Raw genomic sequence first — 15,101 nt, forward strand, 5'->3', positions numbered from 1 at the left:
CCGGCGCTTTCGCAACAGCCGCGGCATGCGGCTTGCTACGCCTTCAAAACCCTCGACGTCCCACTAGTCGCCCTCCCGCACCGCCCGCCTCGCCGCGGGACTGATGCTGAAGTGAAGGCGCGCGGCTTGTGTCGTTCTGAAATTGCACGACCCGGCAGTCCATCGAAAAACGATAATTTGCGGAGTTCACGGAGCCGATGCAGACATCTCACCCAGCGCACCCGGTAGCAATATTCCTCGGCAAGACGCGTATCGCTGCCGACGATCCGCTCGCCCTCGGCGCTGTATTGGCGGACCTCATCGAACACGAGTTCGATCGCGCGCCCCACATGCCGCTGCCCGGTCAGGGCGAGACTCTTTCGCGTTGGCGTGTTCTCGCCGATGTCGCGGCGCACGATCTGGGGCTCGTCAAACTCTACGAGGGCCACACCGACGCCCTGGCGATCCTCGCGGAACTCCATGGCCCCACGCCGCCGAGTGGGAGCAAATGGGGCGTCTGGGCGGCCGAATCACCCAACGCGCGCGTCCGTGCAACGCGAGAAACAACCGGAAGCAATGGTGCCGACGTGGTCCTTGACGGTACCAAAGCGTGGTGTTCGGGAGCAGGCGTTCTCAGCCATGCACTCGTGACCGCGTGGCTCGACGATCAGCCAGTGCTCGCTGCCGTCGCCATGAGTCACCCTTCCGTTTCGATCGATACCTCGAACTGGCAGGCCGTCGGTATGCAGGCCACGGCAAGCGCAGACGTGACTTTTCGCGGCACGCCCGCGACGCTCGTTGACAACGCCCATGCCTATGTGAATCGGCCCGGCTTCTGGCATGGCGGCGCCGGCATCGCGGCGTGCTGGTACGGAGCCTCGGCGCGCATCGGCGAAGTGCTGCGTGACGCCTGCCGGCAGCACGCGGACCCGCACCGCCTCGCGCATCTGGGAGCGGTCGATTGCGCGCTGGCAGGCGCGGCGTCGGTGCTGCGGGAGACGGCCGCGCATATCGACGCGCATCCTCACGCCATCGTGCAACGCGAGGCACTGCGTGCGCGGCTGGTCGTCGAAGACGCAGCGACTGCCGTGATGCGTCACACCACGCGCGCACTCGGCGCCGGAGCGCTATGCCGCAACGGCCGCTTCGCCCGCGCGATGGCCGACCTGCCCGTGTTCATTCGACAAAGTCACGCGGAGCGCGATCTGGCGGCGCTCGGCGAAACGCTCCTTCAAGAAGGTGGCGGCAGCACGCACACCTGCGAACCGGAGAACTCCCCGTGGACGCTATGACGCGCGACGCCGACCGCTATTTCGATGACCTGTACAAGCACAGCGACGATCCGTGGAACCTGCGCAACGGCTGGTACGAACGCCGCAAGCGCTCGCTCACGCTCGCCGCTTTGCCACGCGAACGTTACCGCAATGCGTTTGAGCCCGGATGCGCAAACGGCGAATTGACCGCCGAACTTGCGACGCGCTGCGACACGCTACTTGCCGTCGACCTGCACGAGCGCGCGGTGCGTGCCGCACGCGAGCGCGTGGCGCACGCGCCGCAAGTGCGCGTCGAGCAATGCGCGGTGCCCCGAGAGTGGCCGACGCAGAGCGGACCGTTTGACCTGATCGTCGTGAGCGAACTGGCCTATTACCTCGACGACAACGAACTGGACATGCTCGCCGCACGGATCGCCGACACGCTCTCGTCCGACGGCACACTGCTCGCGTGCCACTGGCGCTGGCCCTTCGCCGAGGCGTTGCAGGAGACTACCAAGGTGCATGCGCTACTCGATACGCGTTGTGGCTTGACGCGGCTTGTGCATCACGAGGAAGCCGATTTCATCATCGATGTCTGGTCGCGCGATGCGCGCTCGGTAGCGCAACATGAGGGCCTTTTATGATCGGTGTCGTCGTTCCCGCACACAACGAAGAGGCGCTACTCAAGCCCTGCCTGATAGCGCTCGCCGAGGCGTCGTGCCATCCCCTGCTTGACGGCGAAGCTGTGCGTATCGTCGTCGTGCTCGACGCGTGCGACGACCGCACCGGCGTCATTGCACATGCGCATGGCGCACAGACGCTGAGCGTAAGCGCGCGCAACGTCGGCATAGCACGCGCGGCCGGCGCCGATCTGCTGCTGGCCGAGGGGGCGCGCTGGCTGGCCTTCACCGACGCCGACAGCCGCGTCTCGCCGGGCTGGCTCGCCGCGCAGCTCGCGCTGGGCGCCGACGCTGTTTGCGGCTCGATCGCCGTGGACGACTGGAGCGAGCATCCGCAGAGCGTGCGCGACTTCTTTCGCGCAACCTACATGGATGCGGACGGCCACCGGCATGTGCATGGCGCCAATCTCGGCGTCAGTGCGCAGGCGTATCTTCGCGCGGGCGGTTTCCCGCCCTGTGCGTGCAGCGAAGACGTGGGGCTTGTCGATCGGCTGATCGCTACGGGCGCACAGATCGCATGGAGCGCAGCACCGCGCGTCGTGACGAGCGCCCGAACGGCAGTACGCGCACGCGGCGGTTTTGGCGATACGCTCGTCTCATGGGCGGCAAGCTAGCGCGCTGATCTTTCGCGTCGCCATGCATTGCCGCGAAAAAACGGAGCAATGCCCCTTCAGAACGGACTGATGCCGGACATGCCGCCGTCGACTGCGAGGTCGGCGCCGGTCACGTATCCGGATGCATTCGACGCAAGAAAGAGGATTGCCGCAGCAACCTCGGCGGGTTCGGCCGGCCGCTTCATGGGAATCACATTCGACCATTCCAACAGTTGCGCGTCGGATATGCCCAGCGTATCGAAGATCGGCGTATGGGCCACTCCCGGCGAAATGCTGTTCACCCGCACGCCGAGTTCGACCAGATCGGCTGCAAAGCATTTTGCCAGCGAGACCACCGCCGCTTTCGAAGCGCAATATGCGGAAAAATTCTTCGTGCCCTGACTGGCCGCGAGCGACGCCACGAGGACGATCGACGCAGGTCGGGCGAGGAACGGCAACGCCTCTCGTACCGTCGAGAACACGCCGCCGACATTGATGTCGAGAAGTTCGGAAAATTGCTCCAGCGTCGTCTCGCGCAGCGGAGTTTGCCGGGAGATACCTGCGTTCGCGACCACCACATCGACATTGCATTTGAAACGGCCGACCGCTGTTTGATATAGCCGTTGCATGTCTTCCGGGTTCGCGGCATTCGCCATGACCGGCAACGCGTTCTCGCCGAGTTTGTCCGCGGCCTGCTGGAGTTTTTCCGCGTTACGCCCGCTGATCACCACGCGCGCGCCTTCGGCTATAAACCGTTCAGCGGTTGCGAAGCCTATACCGCTGCTGCCGCCCGTCACCACCGCCAGAGCATGGTCGAGTTGCATCGCGTTATCCCCGCAAGTTGACGACTAACGCACGGCCTGGCCGGATTGCGCGCGTCGTGTGGCCGGTGCCCTGCAGATCGTTCGCAATGAAAACCGCACCCGCTCCAAAACGCTGCGCTGTGTCGCGCGCTTGCACGCTGATTTCCAGTTCGCCTTCGAGCACCACGACATATTGCCGTGATGGCGGGTTGTGCCAGCCGAGAAAGTAATCACCGTCGAATTCATGCATGAGCACGCTTTCGCATGGCAGCGGCGAAGACAGCGAGACGGCAACGCCCTTGAACAACACCGGACTCGTCTCGAAGTCCTGGATAGTCCTGAAGTTCGAATGTCCGTCGGCGCCCGCGTATATCTCGATGCATTCCATCGGATCTCCTTTTCTCGTCGACGAACAGGTGCAAGCGGTTCGGCATATGTGCAGACGATTCCACACGGCCATCAACCGCTTGCGGACAAAAATCGAGTCTAGGAGGTGAAACGCAAAAGATCACGCAGGCGCTTTGTGAACTGACTACGCGTTGAAGCCGCCGTCGATCGTCAGGCTCGCACCGGTGACGAACCCGGCGTCCGGTCCGACAACATAAGCCACCATGCCGGCGATCTCATCAGGATGTGCATGACGTGGCAATGCCATGAGGCCATGCAATGCCGATGCAAAGTCGCCGCTTTCCGGATTCATGTCCGTGTCGGTCGGGCCAGGCTGCACGTTGTTGACTGTGATCCCGCGCGGGCCAAGGTCGCGTGCAAGGCCTTGAACCAGTCCTCGCAGCGCCGACTTGCTCATCGCATAAGCAGCGCCGCCCGCAAAAGGTATACGCTCCGCGTTGCAACTGCCGATGTTGACGATGCGCCCGCCATTTCCCATGTGCGGAAGCACCGCCTTGATGGCGACGAACACCCCGCGCACGTTGACTTCCAGCGTCTTGTCGAAGTCTTCCAGCGAGAAGGTGTCGACCGGGCCCATCAACAGCACACCGGCGTTATTGACCAGGATGTCGATCTTGCCGAGCGCCGCCGCTGCCTCGTCGACGGCGCGCGTCAGTGCCGCTGGGTCGCCTGCGTCGGCCTGCAGCGCGATGGCACGCCCGCCCTCAGCCGTGATGCTTTCCGCGAGATCGTTCGCAATCGCCGCCGAGCCTTTGTAGGTGAACGCGACAGCCGCACCGTCGCGCGCTAACCGTCGCACGATGGCGGCTCCGATTCCGCGGCCGCCGCCGGTTACAAACGCCACTTTGCCGTTGAGGGTTGAGTTCATGATGTCGTTCCTTGTTGAATTGAGTGCATGAAGTATGGGCTCGACACCTGGTTACCGGTAGCGTCTGATGTAGAGTTGGTCTTTCAACCATTGGTATCAAATCGCGATGGAAGCGTTGAACTCGATCGAGTCGTTCGTCCTTAGCGCGGAGTCGGGCAGCTTTTCGGCGGCCGCCCGGCGACTCGGCCTCACGCCCGCGGCGGTCAGCAAGAACGTGGCTCGCCTCGAGGCGTCGCTCGGACTGCGTCTGTTTCAGCGCACCACGCGGAACCTCACGCTCACGGCGGCCGGCGAACGTTTCCTGCGGGACGTGGCCGATCCGTTCTCCGCGGTTCGCGATGCCATTGCAAATGCAGCCACGCATGAGGGCAAGCCGTCCGGCGCGCTGAAGGTCAGCATGGCGCTGGCATTCGGTCGCGAGTATCTGCTGCCGTTGCTCGGCGAGTTTCTTCAACGCTACCCGGCGATCATTCCCGACTGGCACTTCGACAATCGCCCGGTCGATCTGGTCGCGGGCGGTTTCGACGCCGCGATCGGCGGCGGCATCGAACTCACGCCGGGAGTCGTCGCACGCGAACTCGCGCGGACCCACGTCATCGTGGCAGCATCCCCTTCGTACATGGCGACACGGGCAATGCCGCGTCATCCCGGCGATCTGGCCGACTTCGACGGCATCGTGCGGCGCTCGGCGACATCGGGACGTCTGCGTTCATGGACGCTGCGTAACCAGGTCGGCGAGCAGGCCGAGGCCGAGTGCCGTCCGAAGATGATTTTCGACGACCCCGAGGCGATGGCCCACGCGGCCATGCTAGGCCACGGTGTCGCATTTCTTCCGATGCCGCATGCGGCGCGCTGGCTCGCGAGCGGAGCGCTGGTCCGCCTGCTACCCGGCTGGTACGCGGACCACGGACCGATTTCGATCTACTATTCGAACAAGAAGCTCCTCCCCGAAAAAACGCGTGTCTTCATCGACTTCGTGGTCGCTGCTTTCCGGGAGCAGAGGCTCGCGTCGAAGTTCGACGCGCGATAACACGAGACGCGCAACCCATTTGTCATCGCGGCTCGACAGCCCCGAATCTGCTCGCTGCACGCCGCGCGAGGGAAAACCCCTAAACCGTGAAGCGGGCTCGTCCGCCCCGCCACGCATGGGCCTCGGCATCGCATGCCTCGAATCGTTACCCTCACGATAACGAACGCCTGGCAAACGTCATTGAACGGTCATCTCGCGCTCCCATAGACTCGCGCCATATTCAAAAGAATTAGCAACCGCCTTGCGTGAGGTCAGAGCAAGCACATGGCGAGCTCGAGCCGACAGCTTTTGCATGAGACACGGGACAGGAGACACGAATGATCATTTATGGAACTGCGCTGCTTGCTTTCTGCCACCTCGCCGGTCTGTTTCTCGGCGACCTGCTCGGGGTCGCCATCGGCGTGAAGACGAACGTTGGCGGGGTCGGCATCGCGATGCTGCTACTGATCTTCCTGCGGCTCTATCTGCACGGCAAGGGTTTGCTGCCCAAGGAAACAGAAGCAGGCGTTGGCTTCTGGGGCGCAATGTACATCCCCGTCGTCGTCGCGATGGCGGCCAACCAGAACGTCGTCGCCGCGCTCAAAGGCGGCCCCGTCGCGCTGCTTTCGGCACTGGGCGCGGCAGCCTTGTGCGCCATCTGTATCGCTGTGCTCTCACGCACCGGTCGCGACAGCACGTCGTTCATCGGCAGCCCGCAACCCGAAGAAATCTGAAGCAGGAGCCAGCCATGATCCAGATGCTCGACAAAGTACTGATACACAACGGCCTCGTCACGGCGTTCGCGCTGGTTGGGCTCATCATGTGGGTGTCGTCGGTGATTTCGCGCAAGCTCACGTTCGGGCGCGTGCACGGCTCGGCGATCGCTATCGTGATTGGACTCGTGCTCGCTTACTTCGGCGGAGTTTTCACCGCGGGCCAGAAAGGTCTGGCGGACCTGCCGCTCTTCGCCGGCGTCGGCCTGATGGGCGGCGCGATGCTGCGGGACTTCGCAATTGTCGCGACGGCCTTCGAGGTGCAGGCCACCGAAGCGCGCAAGGCCGGGCTCATCGGCGTCGTCTCGCTGCTGCTCGGCACGGTGCTGCCGTTCATTGTGGGCGCAAGCGTCGCTCATGCGTTTGGCTATACCGATGCGGTCAGCATGACGACCATCGGCGCGGGTGCGGTGACCTACATCGTCGGACCGGTGACGGGAGCGGCGATCGGTGCAAGCTCGGACGTGATCGCGCTCAGCATCGCGACGGGCCTCATCAAGGCGATCATCGTCATGATCGGCACGCCGCTCGCGGCCGGATTCATGGGACTCAGGACGCCCCGCTCCGCAATGATCTTCGGCGGCCTTGCGGGCACGGTGAGCGGCGTGAGCGCGGGACTGGCGGCCACCGATCGGCGGCTCGTTCCTTATGGCGCGCTGATCGCCACGTTTCATACGGGCGTGGGCTGCCTGCTCGGACCCTCGCTGCTGTTCTTCACGACGCGCGCACTGGTCGGCGGCTGAACTTTATCGCAGGGTTTCGCGGGTGATGCGTGGCGACTGTTGTGCGGCGTCATGCGCCAACTTGCGGGACAGGCGCAAGCGGCCACGAACGCGGGCACTTATGTTATGCGCACGACAAAGCCGCGGCCCAAAACCTCAACCGGCGTTTCTTGTTCGAAGACGGCACACGGCCATGAGCGCGAGCAGATTCGGATCGCGCTCGCGTGCCCGCAGGAAGCTGACGCCGATCGTCTGGCGCATCATGTATTGCGGTTTAAGCGGGATGAACTGCACCTTGTCGCCGAATACGCCTTGCACGCGGCCGGGCAACAGCGTATAGCCGACGCCTCCGCTTACCAGGTTCATCAGCGAATAGATGTCGCCTACTCGCATGGTCACGTTGGGCGTGAATTCGGCGACGCGAAATGCTTCCTGGAAGCCGTGATAGGTCGCAAAGCCCTCGCCTAGCGAAACGAAGGTTTCGTCGCGGCAGTCGCGCAGATCGACGGCATCGAGGTTTGCATACGGCGAATCCGCGGGCGCGGCGAAGAAAATATCGTCTTCGAAAAGCGGGATCGACTCGACTTCGGGCTCGGCATCGGGCAACGCCATCAGTGCCGCATCGATCGCGCCCTGCTTGAGCTTCTCGATCAGTTCGGCATTCGGACCGAGCACCAGTTCGACCTGAAGTGCCGGCCGCCGCACCTTGAGGTCGACGACGATGCCCGGCACGGTCCTGATAGTCAGCGAATACAGCGAGCCGATCTTCAGCCGATCCGACGAATAACCCGCGGCCTCGCGCGTCGCCCGGATGCCGTCGGACATCAGCGTGATGACTTCTTGCGCGACGTCCGCGAGCATTTGCGCCGCATCGGTGGACTTCAGATTGCGGCCTTCATGGCGAAACAGTGCGCAGCGCACACCCTGTTCGAGCGAGTGCAGCGCGCGATGCACGCTGACCGTACTCACGTTCAGCGCCTCGGCCGCTTTCGCGAGACTGCCGGTCTGCATGAATGCGAGCAGCACTTCCAGTTTGCGGAAGGTAATCTCGTCGTCGATTCGGTCGCGCATGTCGAGCTGTGGAACGGTCGAAACCGTCGATTATCGGCTCGCGAGCGCCTGCGGCAAATAGCGTTATTCCCTCACGGGCTGAGCGAAGCAGCCGGCGGGGGCACGGGTTGCGTCAATTGCTTGAGCTGCAGCAGTTGCGGCAGTTGTGTCAGTTACGTCAGTTGCGCGGCTGATGGCGCTGCCAGTACCACCCGGGTACCTGATGCAGTTCGCTCAACAGCTTGCTGCGGCGATGTTCCCGCCGATAGTGACCTACAGTGAAGACGACCGCGATCAGGAGGACCGTTACACCCATGACGATGCTAATCAATTCTTCGTTCATTACCGCCCTTCGTTCAGTACAAAGTTCTGACCGTGACTGCTGCGAGCTCAGCGCTTTCGCGCCACCGCGTTGAGCATGGAATGGCCCGCGCCGGTCACATGCAGGCGCTGGTGCCCGCAAGCGAGTTCCTCGAGGGCGACCAGTTGACGTTCAAGCAGCGTGTCGAGTTCTTGCCTACACATGTCGATCTGGTCGGGCGCGGCCTTGACCAGCATCAGCGTGGCGAACTCTTTTGGACTCAGCATGGGTTGTCTCTCACAAATTTTGTATTAATAAAGACGGAAGAACGAATTACCTGCGGGCCGTTCCACTCCGGTAAATTTCGACATTTATCTCGGTTTTTCACTAATGCGAGGCGGAGATGCGTCGGGTGAACATTCTAAACTGAAAGGTACGGTGGTTATCAATCGAATAAACCATCGACGCGTACAGACGATAGCCGTTATATAAACATATGATATGCGGCTTTATGAAACGCCCGATGCGTCTTGGATTCATCCGCACGCCTACCTGAGCGTGCGCTGCAGTCAGTGGACATGAATAATCCACAGCAATTCGCCAGATGTCAATTACGTGTCAACGGCCAAATTAAAAGAGCAAAACATAATCGACACTTAATTACTTGGCAAAATGTCCGACGATGTTCGAATTAGTCCAAACAATTAATAATCCGCGGGACGCTAATTTTTGCGACTCGCGAATTCCCGTAAAAGACATTCATCAGCTTGCGTGGCTGTCACCGCATAACAGCCTTATCTGCCTGTAACATGCAGCTGCAGCGCAAGGTCACGCTCGGGCGGAAGCCGGTCGCCCGTCGACAGATGGTTTGTCGCGATATAGGCCCGGATCTGATCCCCGATCAGGTGATAGAGCCGACGCGGCTGTACCGATTTGAGCTCCATGGTCCGAATCCCTGACATACCCAACTGGCCTGACCAAGTACGGTGAAATCGCGGGGAAAAGCGCGGGGTTGGCTTGAGACCGTGCGTACCAGCGACCAGTCAACTCCGTATTTACCCGCAAATCGTCAAAGTGGCTTGACCAATTCTGACAGGGAAAGTTATTCTACGTTCAGCGAATACAAGGCTAGTTCAGCTTCTGTCCCGGTTTCGATGACATCACGCGGCAACGGCGCCGCTATCAGCGGTAGCCATCCGCGCTCTCGCACACGATGTTTCTGTCCTGCTCCAACTCTTCGATAAAAAAGCCCACATAGGTCATTTAGTCATGCTTACAGTTGTCTGCGAGAAACCCGGCACTCTTCGATCCGAAACGCGCTCGATTCCCGAACGCGGGCCGGGCGAAGTATTGCTGAGGGTCAGGCGCGTCGGTGTGTGCGGGACCGACATGCACATCTTCACGGGCAATCAGCCGTACCTTGAATACCCACGCGTGATGGGCCACGAACTGTCGGCCACTGTCGAGGCAGCCGACGCGGAGTCCGGCCTCGCTGCCGGCGATGCGGTCTATGTCATGCCTTATCTGTCCTGCGGCACATGTGTTGCATGCCGCAACGGCAAAACCAATTGTTGCGTGAACATCAAAGTACTCGGCGTGCATCGTGACGGCGCAATGACCGAATATCTGAGCGTCCCTGCTCAATTCGTTCGCAAAGCGGAAGGCGTTACGCTCGATCAGGCCGCGATGGTCGAATTCCTCGCCATTGGCGCGCACGCTGTCCGACGCGCGGACGTCAGCGCCGGTCAGCGCGTGCTGGTCGTCGGCGCGGGGCCCATCGGCATGGCTGCGATGATCTTCGCGGGCCTTCGGGGCGCAACGGTCACCGCGCTCGACTCGAGAGCAGACCGCTTGAAGTTCTGTTCCGCGAAGCTAGGCGTGGCAGCGTCGGTCACCCTCGGTAATGGCGACATTGAAGCGCTGAGCGAGCTGACGGACGGCGAGTTCTACGATGTGGTGTTCGATGCAACCGGCAATCCGGACGCCATGCGCCGCGGCTTCGAATTCATCGCACACGGCGGAAAATATGTGCTGATCTCCGTCGTGAAGGACGTCATATCGTTTTCGGATCCGGAGTTCCACAAGCGCGAAGCAACGCTGCTGGGAAGCCGCAACGCGACGCTCGAAGATTTCGACACGGTACTCGATGCGATGCGTGCGGGCAAAATCCCCGACGCGGCTCTGAACACGCATCGCCTGCAGTTGTCGTCGCTTCCCGCCGATTTCTCGAAGCTGCTCGATCCGTCAGCAGGCGTCGTGAAAGCCATCGTCGAATGCTAACGAACGGAAACCGCGCATGACCAACACGCCCTGTCCAATCCTTCAGTTCGGGACCAGCCGATTCTTGCAGGCACACGTCGATCTGTTCGTCTGCGAAGCTGCGCGTCGCAATCCGGATGACGCGCTCGGAAAGATCGCGATGGTGCAGACCACTGCGAGCACGCAAAGTCGCGCGCGCATCGACGCGATCCGCGCAAACGCGCGCTACCCTGTCCGCATTCGCGGCTTGCATCGCAAGGAAACCGTCGATCTGACCATCGAGTGCGACAGCGTTGCGCAAGCGCTGCATGCCGACGACGACTGGCCGATGTTGCTCGAATCCATTCGCGACGAAGTGAAAGTGATCGTTTCGAATACCGCGGACAACGGCTATGCGCTCTTTGCTGAAGACACCGCCTCGGTGCTTGACGGCCGCACAGCGCCACGCGGCTTTGCGGCGAAGCTGGCCGTTCTGTTGCATGAACGCTATCGCGCGGGCGGCAAGGCAATCACGCTGCTGCCGTGCGAACTGGTTTCGCGCAATGGCGACGTATTGCGAGATTTGGTGCTTTCGATCGCGCGCGGCTGGCAAATGGACGCTGACTTTCTGCGCTATCTGACGAACGATTGCATCTGGGTCAATTCGCTCGTCGACCGGATCGTCTCCGAAGCCATCGAGCCCGTCGGCGCCGTGGCCGAGCCGTACGCTTTATGGGCGATCGAACAGCAGGACGGCATGGTCTTGCCCTGCCGTCACGAAAGCATCGTGGTGACCGACGATCTGGCGCACTACGAACGCCTGAAGCTTTTCCTGCTGAACCTCGGTCATACCATGCTGGCGCAATGCTGGCTCGATTCGCAAGGCGGTCCGGCCACCACCGTCCTCGACGGCATGCGAAACGAATCGTGGCGCGCAACGCTCGAATCGACATGGACCGGCGAGGTGCTTCCCGTGTTCGAAGCGCTGGGTCAGAGTGAGATTGCGACGAAGTATCTCGACGATGTGCGAGACCGCTTCAGCAATCCGTTTCTGGCGCACCGGCTTGCCGATATCGCCAACAATCACCAGGAAAAGAAACAGCGCCGGCTCAAACCCGTTGTCGAACTCGCCAGCGAACTCGGCGTGCGGGTCGAGCAAAAGCATCTCAAGGCCGCACTAGCCGGTGCATAGTCGTTCATAATCGTTGGCACTGGTCATGATCAAAACAGGCGGCCCGGCTCCGGGCAAGAGGCCGTCATGAATAAGTAAAGGAGACAATATGCGCAACATGCGTTGGATAGTGATACTGCTGTGCTTTCTTGCGATCGCGATCAACTACATCGACCGCGCGAACATGGCCGTGGCGGCGCCCGCCATCCAGAAAGCGCTGGATATCGGCCCCGCTCAAATGGGTCTTATCCTGAGCGGCTTCTTCTGGACCTATGCGTTGATGCAGATGCCGTTCGGCTGGTTCGTCGATCGCATTGGTGCGCGCATCGCATTGCCGCTCGCGGTGGGCTGGTGGTCGCTGTTCACGGCGCTGACCGCGGCAGCGACCAGCGTCGGCGCCATGTTCGGTTGCCGTCTGCTGCTAGGCATCGGCGAAGCCGGCGCCTACCCTTCGTGCGCGAAGCTCGTGAGTCAATGGTTCAAGCCCGCACAACGCGCGCTTGCCACAAGCATCTTCGACAGCGGATCGCGGGTCGGGTCCGCACTGTCCATTCCGGTGGTGGCGCTCATCATCAGTGGGCTTGGCTGGGAAGCGTCGTTCGTCATCACGGGCGTGGTCGGCTTCGTGTGGGTTCTCGGATGGTTTCTGGTCTACCGGAATCCTTCGCGCGGCGATCTGACCGGCGAGTCCGATGGAGATGTCCCGCAAACCGCCGTTCCCGGGCGGAAGGTTCCGTGGCTCTCGCTCTTCAGGCATCGCACGCTGTGGGGCATGATGCTCGGCTTCTTCTGCCTGAACTTCGTCATCTATTTCTTCATTACCTGGTTTCCCAGCTATCTCGTCCAGACGCGCGGTTTTTCGCTGAAGTCGCTCGGCACGCTCGGCATGATTCCGGCGTTGATGGCGATTCCTAGCGGCTGGCTCGGCGGCTTCGTATCCGACGCGCTGTATCGCCGCGGCTGGAGCCTCACCAAGGCACGCAAGACCTGCATGGTCGCCGGTATGCTGCTGTCGTCGGTCATCACGCTATGCGCGTTCACGACGAACATCTACCTGATGCTCGCCTTCTTCGGCATTGCTTATGGAAGCCTCGCTTTTGCCGCTGCGAGCATCTGGTCGCTGCCCGCCGACGTCGCTCCTACGCCCGATCACGTCGCCTCTATCGGCGGCATCCAGAATTTCGCGTCTAATTGCGCCGGCATTGTGATCACCACGTTCACGGGCCTGATGGTGTCGTTGACGCACGGCTCGTTCACGATTCCACTGTGCGTGGCGGGAGGATTTTGCGTACTCGGCGCGTTCAGCTACCTCGTCATTGTGCAAAAAATCGAGCCGTTGCCCGTCGAAGGCGATGCATACGACGCCGAACGCAGCCACGCTCATTCAACGGTATGAACATCATGTCCAGTCAATCAACGCAATCCGATCCTGCAGTCATTCGCCTGCATGCAAACGACGACGTCGTCATCGCAACCCGGCAGTTGATGTCGGGCGCGCGCATCGCGTCGGAAGATCTGGTCATCGCCGGACTGATTCCTCCCGGCCACAAGATCGCGACACGCGCTATCGCTGCAGGGGAGCCGGTCAAACGCTACAACCAGATCATCGGAGTAGCAACGCAGCCGATCCAGCGTGGCCAGCACGTCCACGTTCAGAATCTCGGCATGGCCGAGTTTTCACGCGCTCACGAGTTCGGCGTGGCGGTGCATGCAACGCAATACGCCGCCGAGCCCGCGACCTTCATGGGCATTCGTCGCGCCGATGGACGAGTTGCAACACGCAACTACATCGGCGTGCTGACGAGTGTGAACTGTTCGGCCACCGTCGCGCGTGCCATCGCCGATCACTTCCGGCGCGACGTGAATCCGCATGCGCTCGCCGACTATCCGAATGTCGACGGCGTCGTCGCATTGACGCACGGGCTAGGCTGCGGCATCGACACACTCGGCGAGGGGCTTGCGGTTCTGCGCCGCACGCTTGCCGGATATGCGGTTCATCCGAACTTCCACTCGGTGCTGTTCGTCGGGCTTGGCTGCGAGACGAACCAGATTGCAGGCGTGCTCGAGTCTGCCGGATTGAAGGACACGGAACAGTTGCGCAGCTTCACGATTCAGGATTCCGGCGGATCGAAGAAGACAATCGAGCGCGGCATCGCGATGGTCAACGAGATGCTCGCCGACGCTAACCGTGTGAAGCGCGAGCCGTTGCCGGCATCGCATCTGATCGTCGGTCTGCAATGCGGCGGGTCCGACGGGTATTCCGGCATCTCGGCCAATCCGGCGCTGGGTGCAGCGGTCGATCTTTTGGTGCAGCACGGCGGCACGGCGATTCTCTCGGAGACGCCGGAAGTGTACGGCGCGGAACATCTGCTCACGCGGCGCGCCGTCAGTCGCGCGGTCGGCGAAAAACTGCTGGCACGCATTGCGTGGTGGGAAGAGTATTGCGCGAGAAACGGTGCGGCGCTCGACAACAATCCCTCCGCGGGAAACAAGGTCGGCGGCCTGACGACGATACTCGAGAAGTCGCTCGGCGCGGTGGCCAAGGGTGGCACGACAAATCTCGTCGACGTGTATCAGTACGCCGAGCGCATCGATGCGAAGGGATTCGTCTTCATGGATTCGCCCGGCTACGACCCAGTGTCCGCAACGGGCCAGGTCGCGGCGGGTGCCAACCTGATCTGCTTCACGACAGGGCGCGGTTCGGCCTACGGCTGCGCGCCCTCGCCTTCGTTGAAGCTGGCGACGAATACCGCGCTGTGGGAACGGCAGGAAGACGACATGGACATTAACTGCGGCGGCGTGATCGACGGGTCCGCTTCGATCGAAGAACTCGGGGAAGCTATTTTCGCGCAGATGCTCGAATGCGCGTCGGGTGTGCCTTCAAAAAGCGAAGTGAACGGCTACGGACAAAGCGAGTTCGTGCCCTGGCAGTTGGGTGTGATCACCTGAAGACAACAGCGGCACGCGTTGTCGCTTGCATCGTCCTGCGCCGCCGCGAACGCTCGGCGCGCCATGGGCCACGCAAGCGCGCCGGCCGCGGATTCGCCGCATGCCGCTGCGCTGCGCCACCATCGGCAGCTTCGCCGTTAGAACCGGGAGACACAACGACGCCGGCGTTATGGTCGTCGTTGAATACACCGTTCAGCTCGATTGCACGAAGCATCGCTTGAAGTTTTTTCAGCATCACAGCACAGAGTCCTCATCAGGCATCGCACTCGCGGCCAGCTCATCGTGACGCAGTGTGGCCAGTCAC

At 61.8% G+C, this 15,101-nt stretch carries 17 protein-coding genes; 10 read left to right on the forward strand and 7 right to left on the reverse strand.

The genetic code is table 11. The features are described 5' to 3' along the window. The first annotated feature begins 197 nt into the window (after positions 1 to 197). From ACTJLB_RS22055 to ACTJLB_RS22065, 3 genes are read left to right on the forward strand one after another with little or no spacing between them, the layout of a single operon-like run. A complete protein-coding gene (locus ACTJLB_RS22055) occupies positions 198 to 1,271 on the forward strand; it encodes an acyl-CoA dehydrogenase (protein WP_440784461.1) in 1,074 nt (357 codons plus the stop codon). Then, positions 1,268 to 1,876 carry an SAM-dependent methyltransferase gene (locus tag ACTJLB_RS22060; protein ID WP_408418262.1) on the forward strand — a complete coding sequence of 203 codons (609 nt, stop codon included), beginning with the start codon at positions 1,268 to 1,270 and terminating at the stop codon, positions 1,874 to 1,876. The genes ACTJLB_RS22055 and ACTJLB_RS22060 overlap by 4 nt, the downstream gene beginning before the upstream one ends. Further along, positions 1,873 to 2,526, forward strand: a complete 654-nt coding sequence (locus ACTJLB_RS22065) for a glycosyltransferase (protein WP_087752169.1) — start codon at positions 1,873 to 1,875, stop codon at positions 2,524 to 2,526. Before ACTJLB_RS22060 ends, ACTJLB_RS22065 begins: the two co-directional genes overlap by 4 nt. Positions 2,527 to 2,582: 56 nt before the next feature. Here the strand turns inward: ACTJLB_RS22065 and ACTJLB_RS22070 are convergent, their stop codons facing one another. The 3 genes from ACTJLB_RS22070 to ACTJLB_RS22080 form a co-directional block, all read right to left on the reverse strand. Beyond that, a complete protein-coding gene (locus ACTJLB_RS22070) occupies positions 2,583 to 3,329 on the reverse strand; it encodes an SDR family NAD(P)-dependent oxidoreductase (RefSeq protein WP_087752170.1) in 747 nt (248 codons plus the stop codon). A 4-nt stretch (positions 3,330 to 3,333) separates the two neighbouring features. Beyond that, positions 3,334 to 3,696, reverse strand: a complete 363-nt coding sequence (locus ACTJLB_RS22075) for a hypothetical protein (RefSeq protein WP_087752171.1) — start codon at positions 3,694 to 3,696, stop codon at positions 3,334 to 3,336. A gap of 144 nt (positions 3,697 to 3,840) precedes the next feature. Then, on the reverse strand, positions 3,841 to 4,584 hold the full coding sequence (locus ACTJLB_RS22080) for an SDR family oxidoreductase (protein WP_440784462.1): 744 nt from the start codon (positions 4,582 to 4,584) through the stop codon (positions 3,841 to 3,843). A 106-nt stretch (positions 4,585 to 4,690) separates the two neighbouring features. On the opposite strand from ACTJLB_RS22080, the gene ACTJLB_RS22085 reads away from it, so the two are divergent. From ACTJLB_RS22085 to madM, 3 genes are all read left to right on the forward strand, one after another. Further along, complete coding sequence (locus ACTJLB_RS22085; protein WP_425181077.1) at positions 4,691 to 5,614, forward strand: LysR family transcriptional regulator; 924 nt, start codon at positions 4,691 to 4,693, stop codon at positions 5,612 to 5,614. Positions 5,615 to 5,931: 317 nt separating this feature from the next. Next, complete coding sequence (gene madL, locus ACTJLB_RS22090; protein ID WP_020065696.1) at positions 5,932 to 6,327, forward strand: malonate transporter subunit MadL; 396 nt, start codon at positions 5,932 to 5,934, stop codon at positions 6,325 to 6,327. Positions 6,328 to 6,341: 14 nt separating this feature from the next. Beyond that, the gene (madM, locus tag ACTJLB_RS22095) at positions 6,342 to 7,109 is read left to right on the forward strand and encodes a malonate transporter subunit MadM (RefSeq protein ID WP_020065695.1); all 768 of its coding nucleotides are present in this window, start codon (positions 6,342 to 6,344) and stop codon (positions 7,107 to 7,109) included. Positions 7,110 to 7,244: 135 nt separating this feature from the next. Here the strand turns inward: madM and ACTJLB_RS22100 are convergent, their stop codons facing one another. The 4 genes from ACTJLB_RS22100 to ACTJLB_RS22115 form a co-directional block, all read right to left on the reverse strand. After that, entirely contained in the window at positions 7,245 to 8,159 is a 915-nt protein-coding gene (locus ACTJLB_RS22100; RefSeq protein ID WP_088174660.1) for a LysR family transcriptional regulator, read from the reverse strand. Between the two features lie 157 nt (positions 8,160 to 8,316). Continuing rightward, a complete protein-coding gene (locus ACTJLB_RS22105) occupies positions 8,317 to 8,481 on the reverse strand; it encodes a hypothetical protein (RefSeq protein WP_020065693.1) in 165 nt (54 codons plus the stop codon). 47 nt (positions 8,482 to 8,528) lie between these two features. Beyond that, a complete protein-coding gene (locus tag ACTJLB_RS22110; protein WP_027775273.1) occupies positions 8,529 to 8,726 on the reverse strand; it encodes a hypothetical protein in 198 nt (65 codons plus the stop codon). A gap of 507 nt (positions 8,727 to 9,233) precedes the next feature. Beyond that, positions 9,234 to 9,401 carry a GntR family transcriptional regulator gene (locus tag ACTJLB_RS22115; protein WP_408418081.1) on the reverse strand — a complete coding sequence of 56 codons (168 nt, stop codon included), beginning with the start codon at positions 9,399 to 9,401 and terminating at the stop codon, positions 9,234 to 9,236. Between the two features lie 307 nt (positions 9,402 to 9,708). Here ACTJLB_RS22115 and ACTJLB_RS22120 point away from each other — a divergent pair, with 307 nt between their 5' ends. The 4 genes from ACTJLB_RS22120 to ACTJLB_RS22135 all read left to right on the forward strand — a co-directional run bounded on the left by ACTJLB_RS22120 (position 9,709) and on the right by ACTJLB_RS22135 (position 14,797). Further along, entirely contained in the window at positions 9,709 to 10,719 is a 1,011-nt protein-coding gene (locus tag ACTJLB_RS22120; protein ID WP_440784463.1) for a zinc-binding alcohol dehydrogenase family protein, read from the forward strand. 16 nt (positions 10,720 to 10,735) lie between these two features. Next, positions 10,736 to 11,869, forward strand: coding sequence for a mannitol dehydrogenase family protein (locus ACTJLB_RS22125; RefSeq protein ID WP_440784464.1), 1,134 nt, complete (start codon positions 10,736 to 10,738; stop codon positions 11,867 to 11,869). An 88-nt stretch (positions 11,870 to 11,957) separates the two neighbouring features. Then, the gene (locus tag ACTJLB_RS22130; protein ID WP_087752178.1) at positions 11,958 to 13,244 is read left to right on the forward strand and encodes an MFS transporter; all 1,287 of its coding nucleotides are present in this window, start codon (positions 11,958 to 11,960) and stop codon (positions 13,242 to 13,244) included. After that, on the forward strand, positions 13,241 to 14,797 hold the full coding sequence (locus ACTJLB_RS22135; protein WP_020065688.1) for a UxaA family hydrolase: 1,557 nt from the start codon (positions 13,241 to 13,243) through the stop codon (positions 14,795 to 14,797). Before ACTJLB_RS22130 ends, ACTJLB_RS22135 begins: the two co-directional genes overlap by 4 nt. The last annotated feature ends 304 nt before the right edge of the window (positions 14,798 to 15,101 follow it).

It is taken from the genome of Paraburkholderia sp. 22098, from assembly GCF_052045935.1.
Taxonomy (GTDB): domain Bacteria; phylum Pseudomonadota; class Gammaproteobacteria; order Burkholderiales; family Burkholderiaceae; genus Paraburkholderia; species Paraburkholderia caledonica.

Excerpts from the sequence above, each read along its gene's own strand:
- ACTJLB_RS22075 (WP_087752171.1), bottom strand. The coding sequence starts at position 3,696 with ATGGAATGCATCGAGATATACGCGGGCGCCGACGGACATTCGAACTTC.
- ACTJLB_RS22110 (WP_027775273.1), bottom strand. The coding sequence starts at position 8,726 with ATGCTGAGTCCAAAAGAGTTCGCCACGCTGATGCTGGTCAAGGCCGCG.
- ACTJLB_RS22120 (WP_440784463.1), top strand. The coding sequence starts at position 9,709 with ATGCTTACAGTTGTCTGCGAGAAACCCGGCACTCTTCGATCCGAAACG.
- ACTJLB_RS22100 (WP_088174660.1), bottom strand. The coding sequence starts at position 8,159 with ATGCGCGACCGAATCGACGACGAGATTACCTTCCGCAAACTGGAAGTG.
- madL (WP_020065696.1), top strand. The coding sequence starts at position 5,932 with ATGATCATTTATGGAACTGCGCTGCTTGCTTTCTGCCACCTCGCCGGT.
- ACTJLB_RS22085 (WP_425181077.1), top strand. The coding sequence starts at position 4,691 with ATGGAAGCGTTGAACTCGATCGAGTCGTTCGTCCTTAGCGCGGAGTCG.
- ACTJLB_RS22115 (WP_408418081.1), bottom strand. The coding sequence starts at position 9,401 with ATGTCAGGGATTCGGACCATGGAGCTCAAATCGGTACAGCCGCGTCGG.
- ACTJLB_RS22125 (WP_440784464.1), top strand. The coding sequence starts at position 10,736 with ATGACCAACACGCCCTGTCCAATCCTTCAGTTCGGGACCAGCCGATTC.
- ACTJLB_RS22060 (WP_408418262.1), top strand. The coding sequence starts at position 1,268 with ATGACGCGCGACGCCGACCGCTATTTCGATGACCTGTACAAGCACAGC.
- ACTJLB_RS22065 (WP_087752169.1), top strand. The coding sequence starts at position 1,873 with ATGATCGGTGTCGTCGTTCCCGCACACAACGAAGAGGCGCTACTCAAG.
- ACTJLB_RS22135 (WP_020065688.1), top strand. The coding sequence starts at position 13,241 with ATGAACATCATGTCCAGTCAATCAACGCAATCCGATCCTGCAGTCATT.
- ACTJLB_RS22070 (WP_087752170.1), bottom strand. The coding sequence starts at position 3,329 with ATGCAACTCGACCATGCTCTGGCGGTGGTGACGGGCGGCAGCAGCGGT.
- ACTJLB_RS22055 (WP_440784461.1), top strand. The coding sequence starts at position 198 with ATGCAGACATCTCACCCAGCGCACCCGGTAGCAATATTCCTCGGCAAG.
- ACTJLB_RS22130 (WP_087752178.1), top strand. The coding sequence starts at position 11,958 with ATGCGCAACATGCGTTGGATAGTGATACTGCTGTGCTTTCTTGCGATC.
- ACTJLB_RS22105 (WP_020065693.1), bottom strand. The coding sequence starts at position 8,481 with ATGAACGAAGAATTGATTAGCATCGTCATGGGTGTAACGGTCCTCCTG.
- ACTJLB_RS22080 (WP_440784462.1), bottom strand. The coding sequence starts at position 4,584 with ATGAACTCAACCCTCAACGGCAAAGTGGCGTTTGTAACCGGCGGCGGC.
- madM (WP_020065695.1), top strand. The coding sequence starts at position 6,342 with ATGATCCAGATGCTCGACAAAGTACTGATACACAACGGCCTCGTCACG.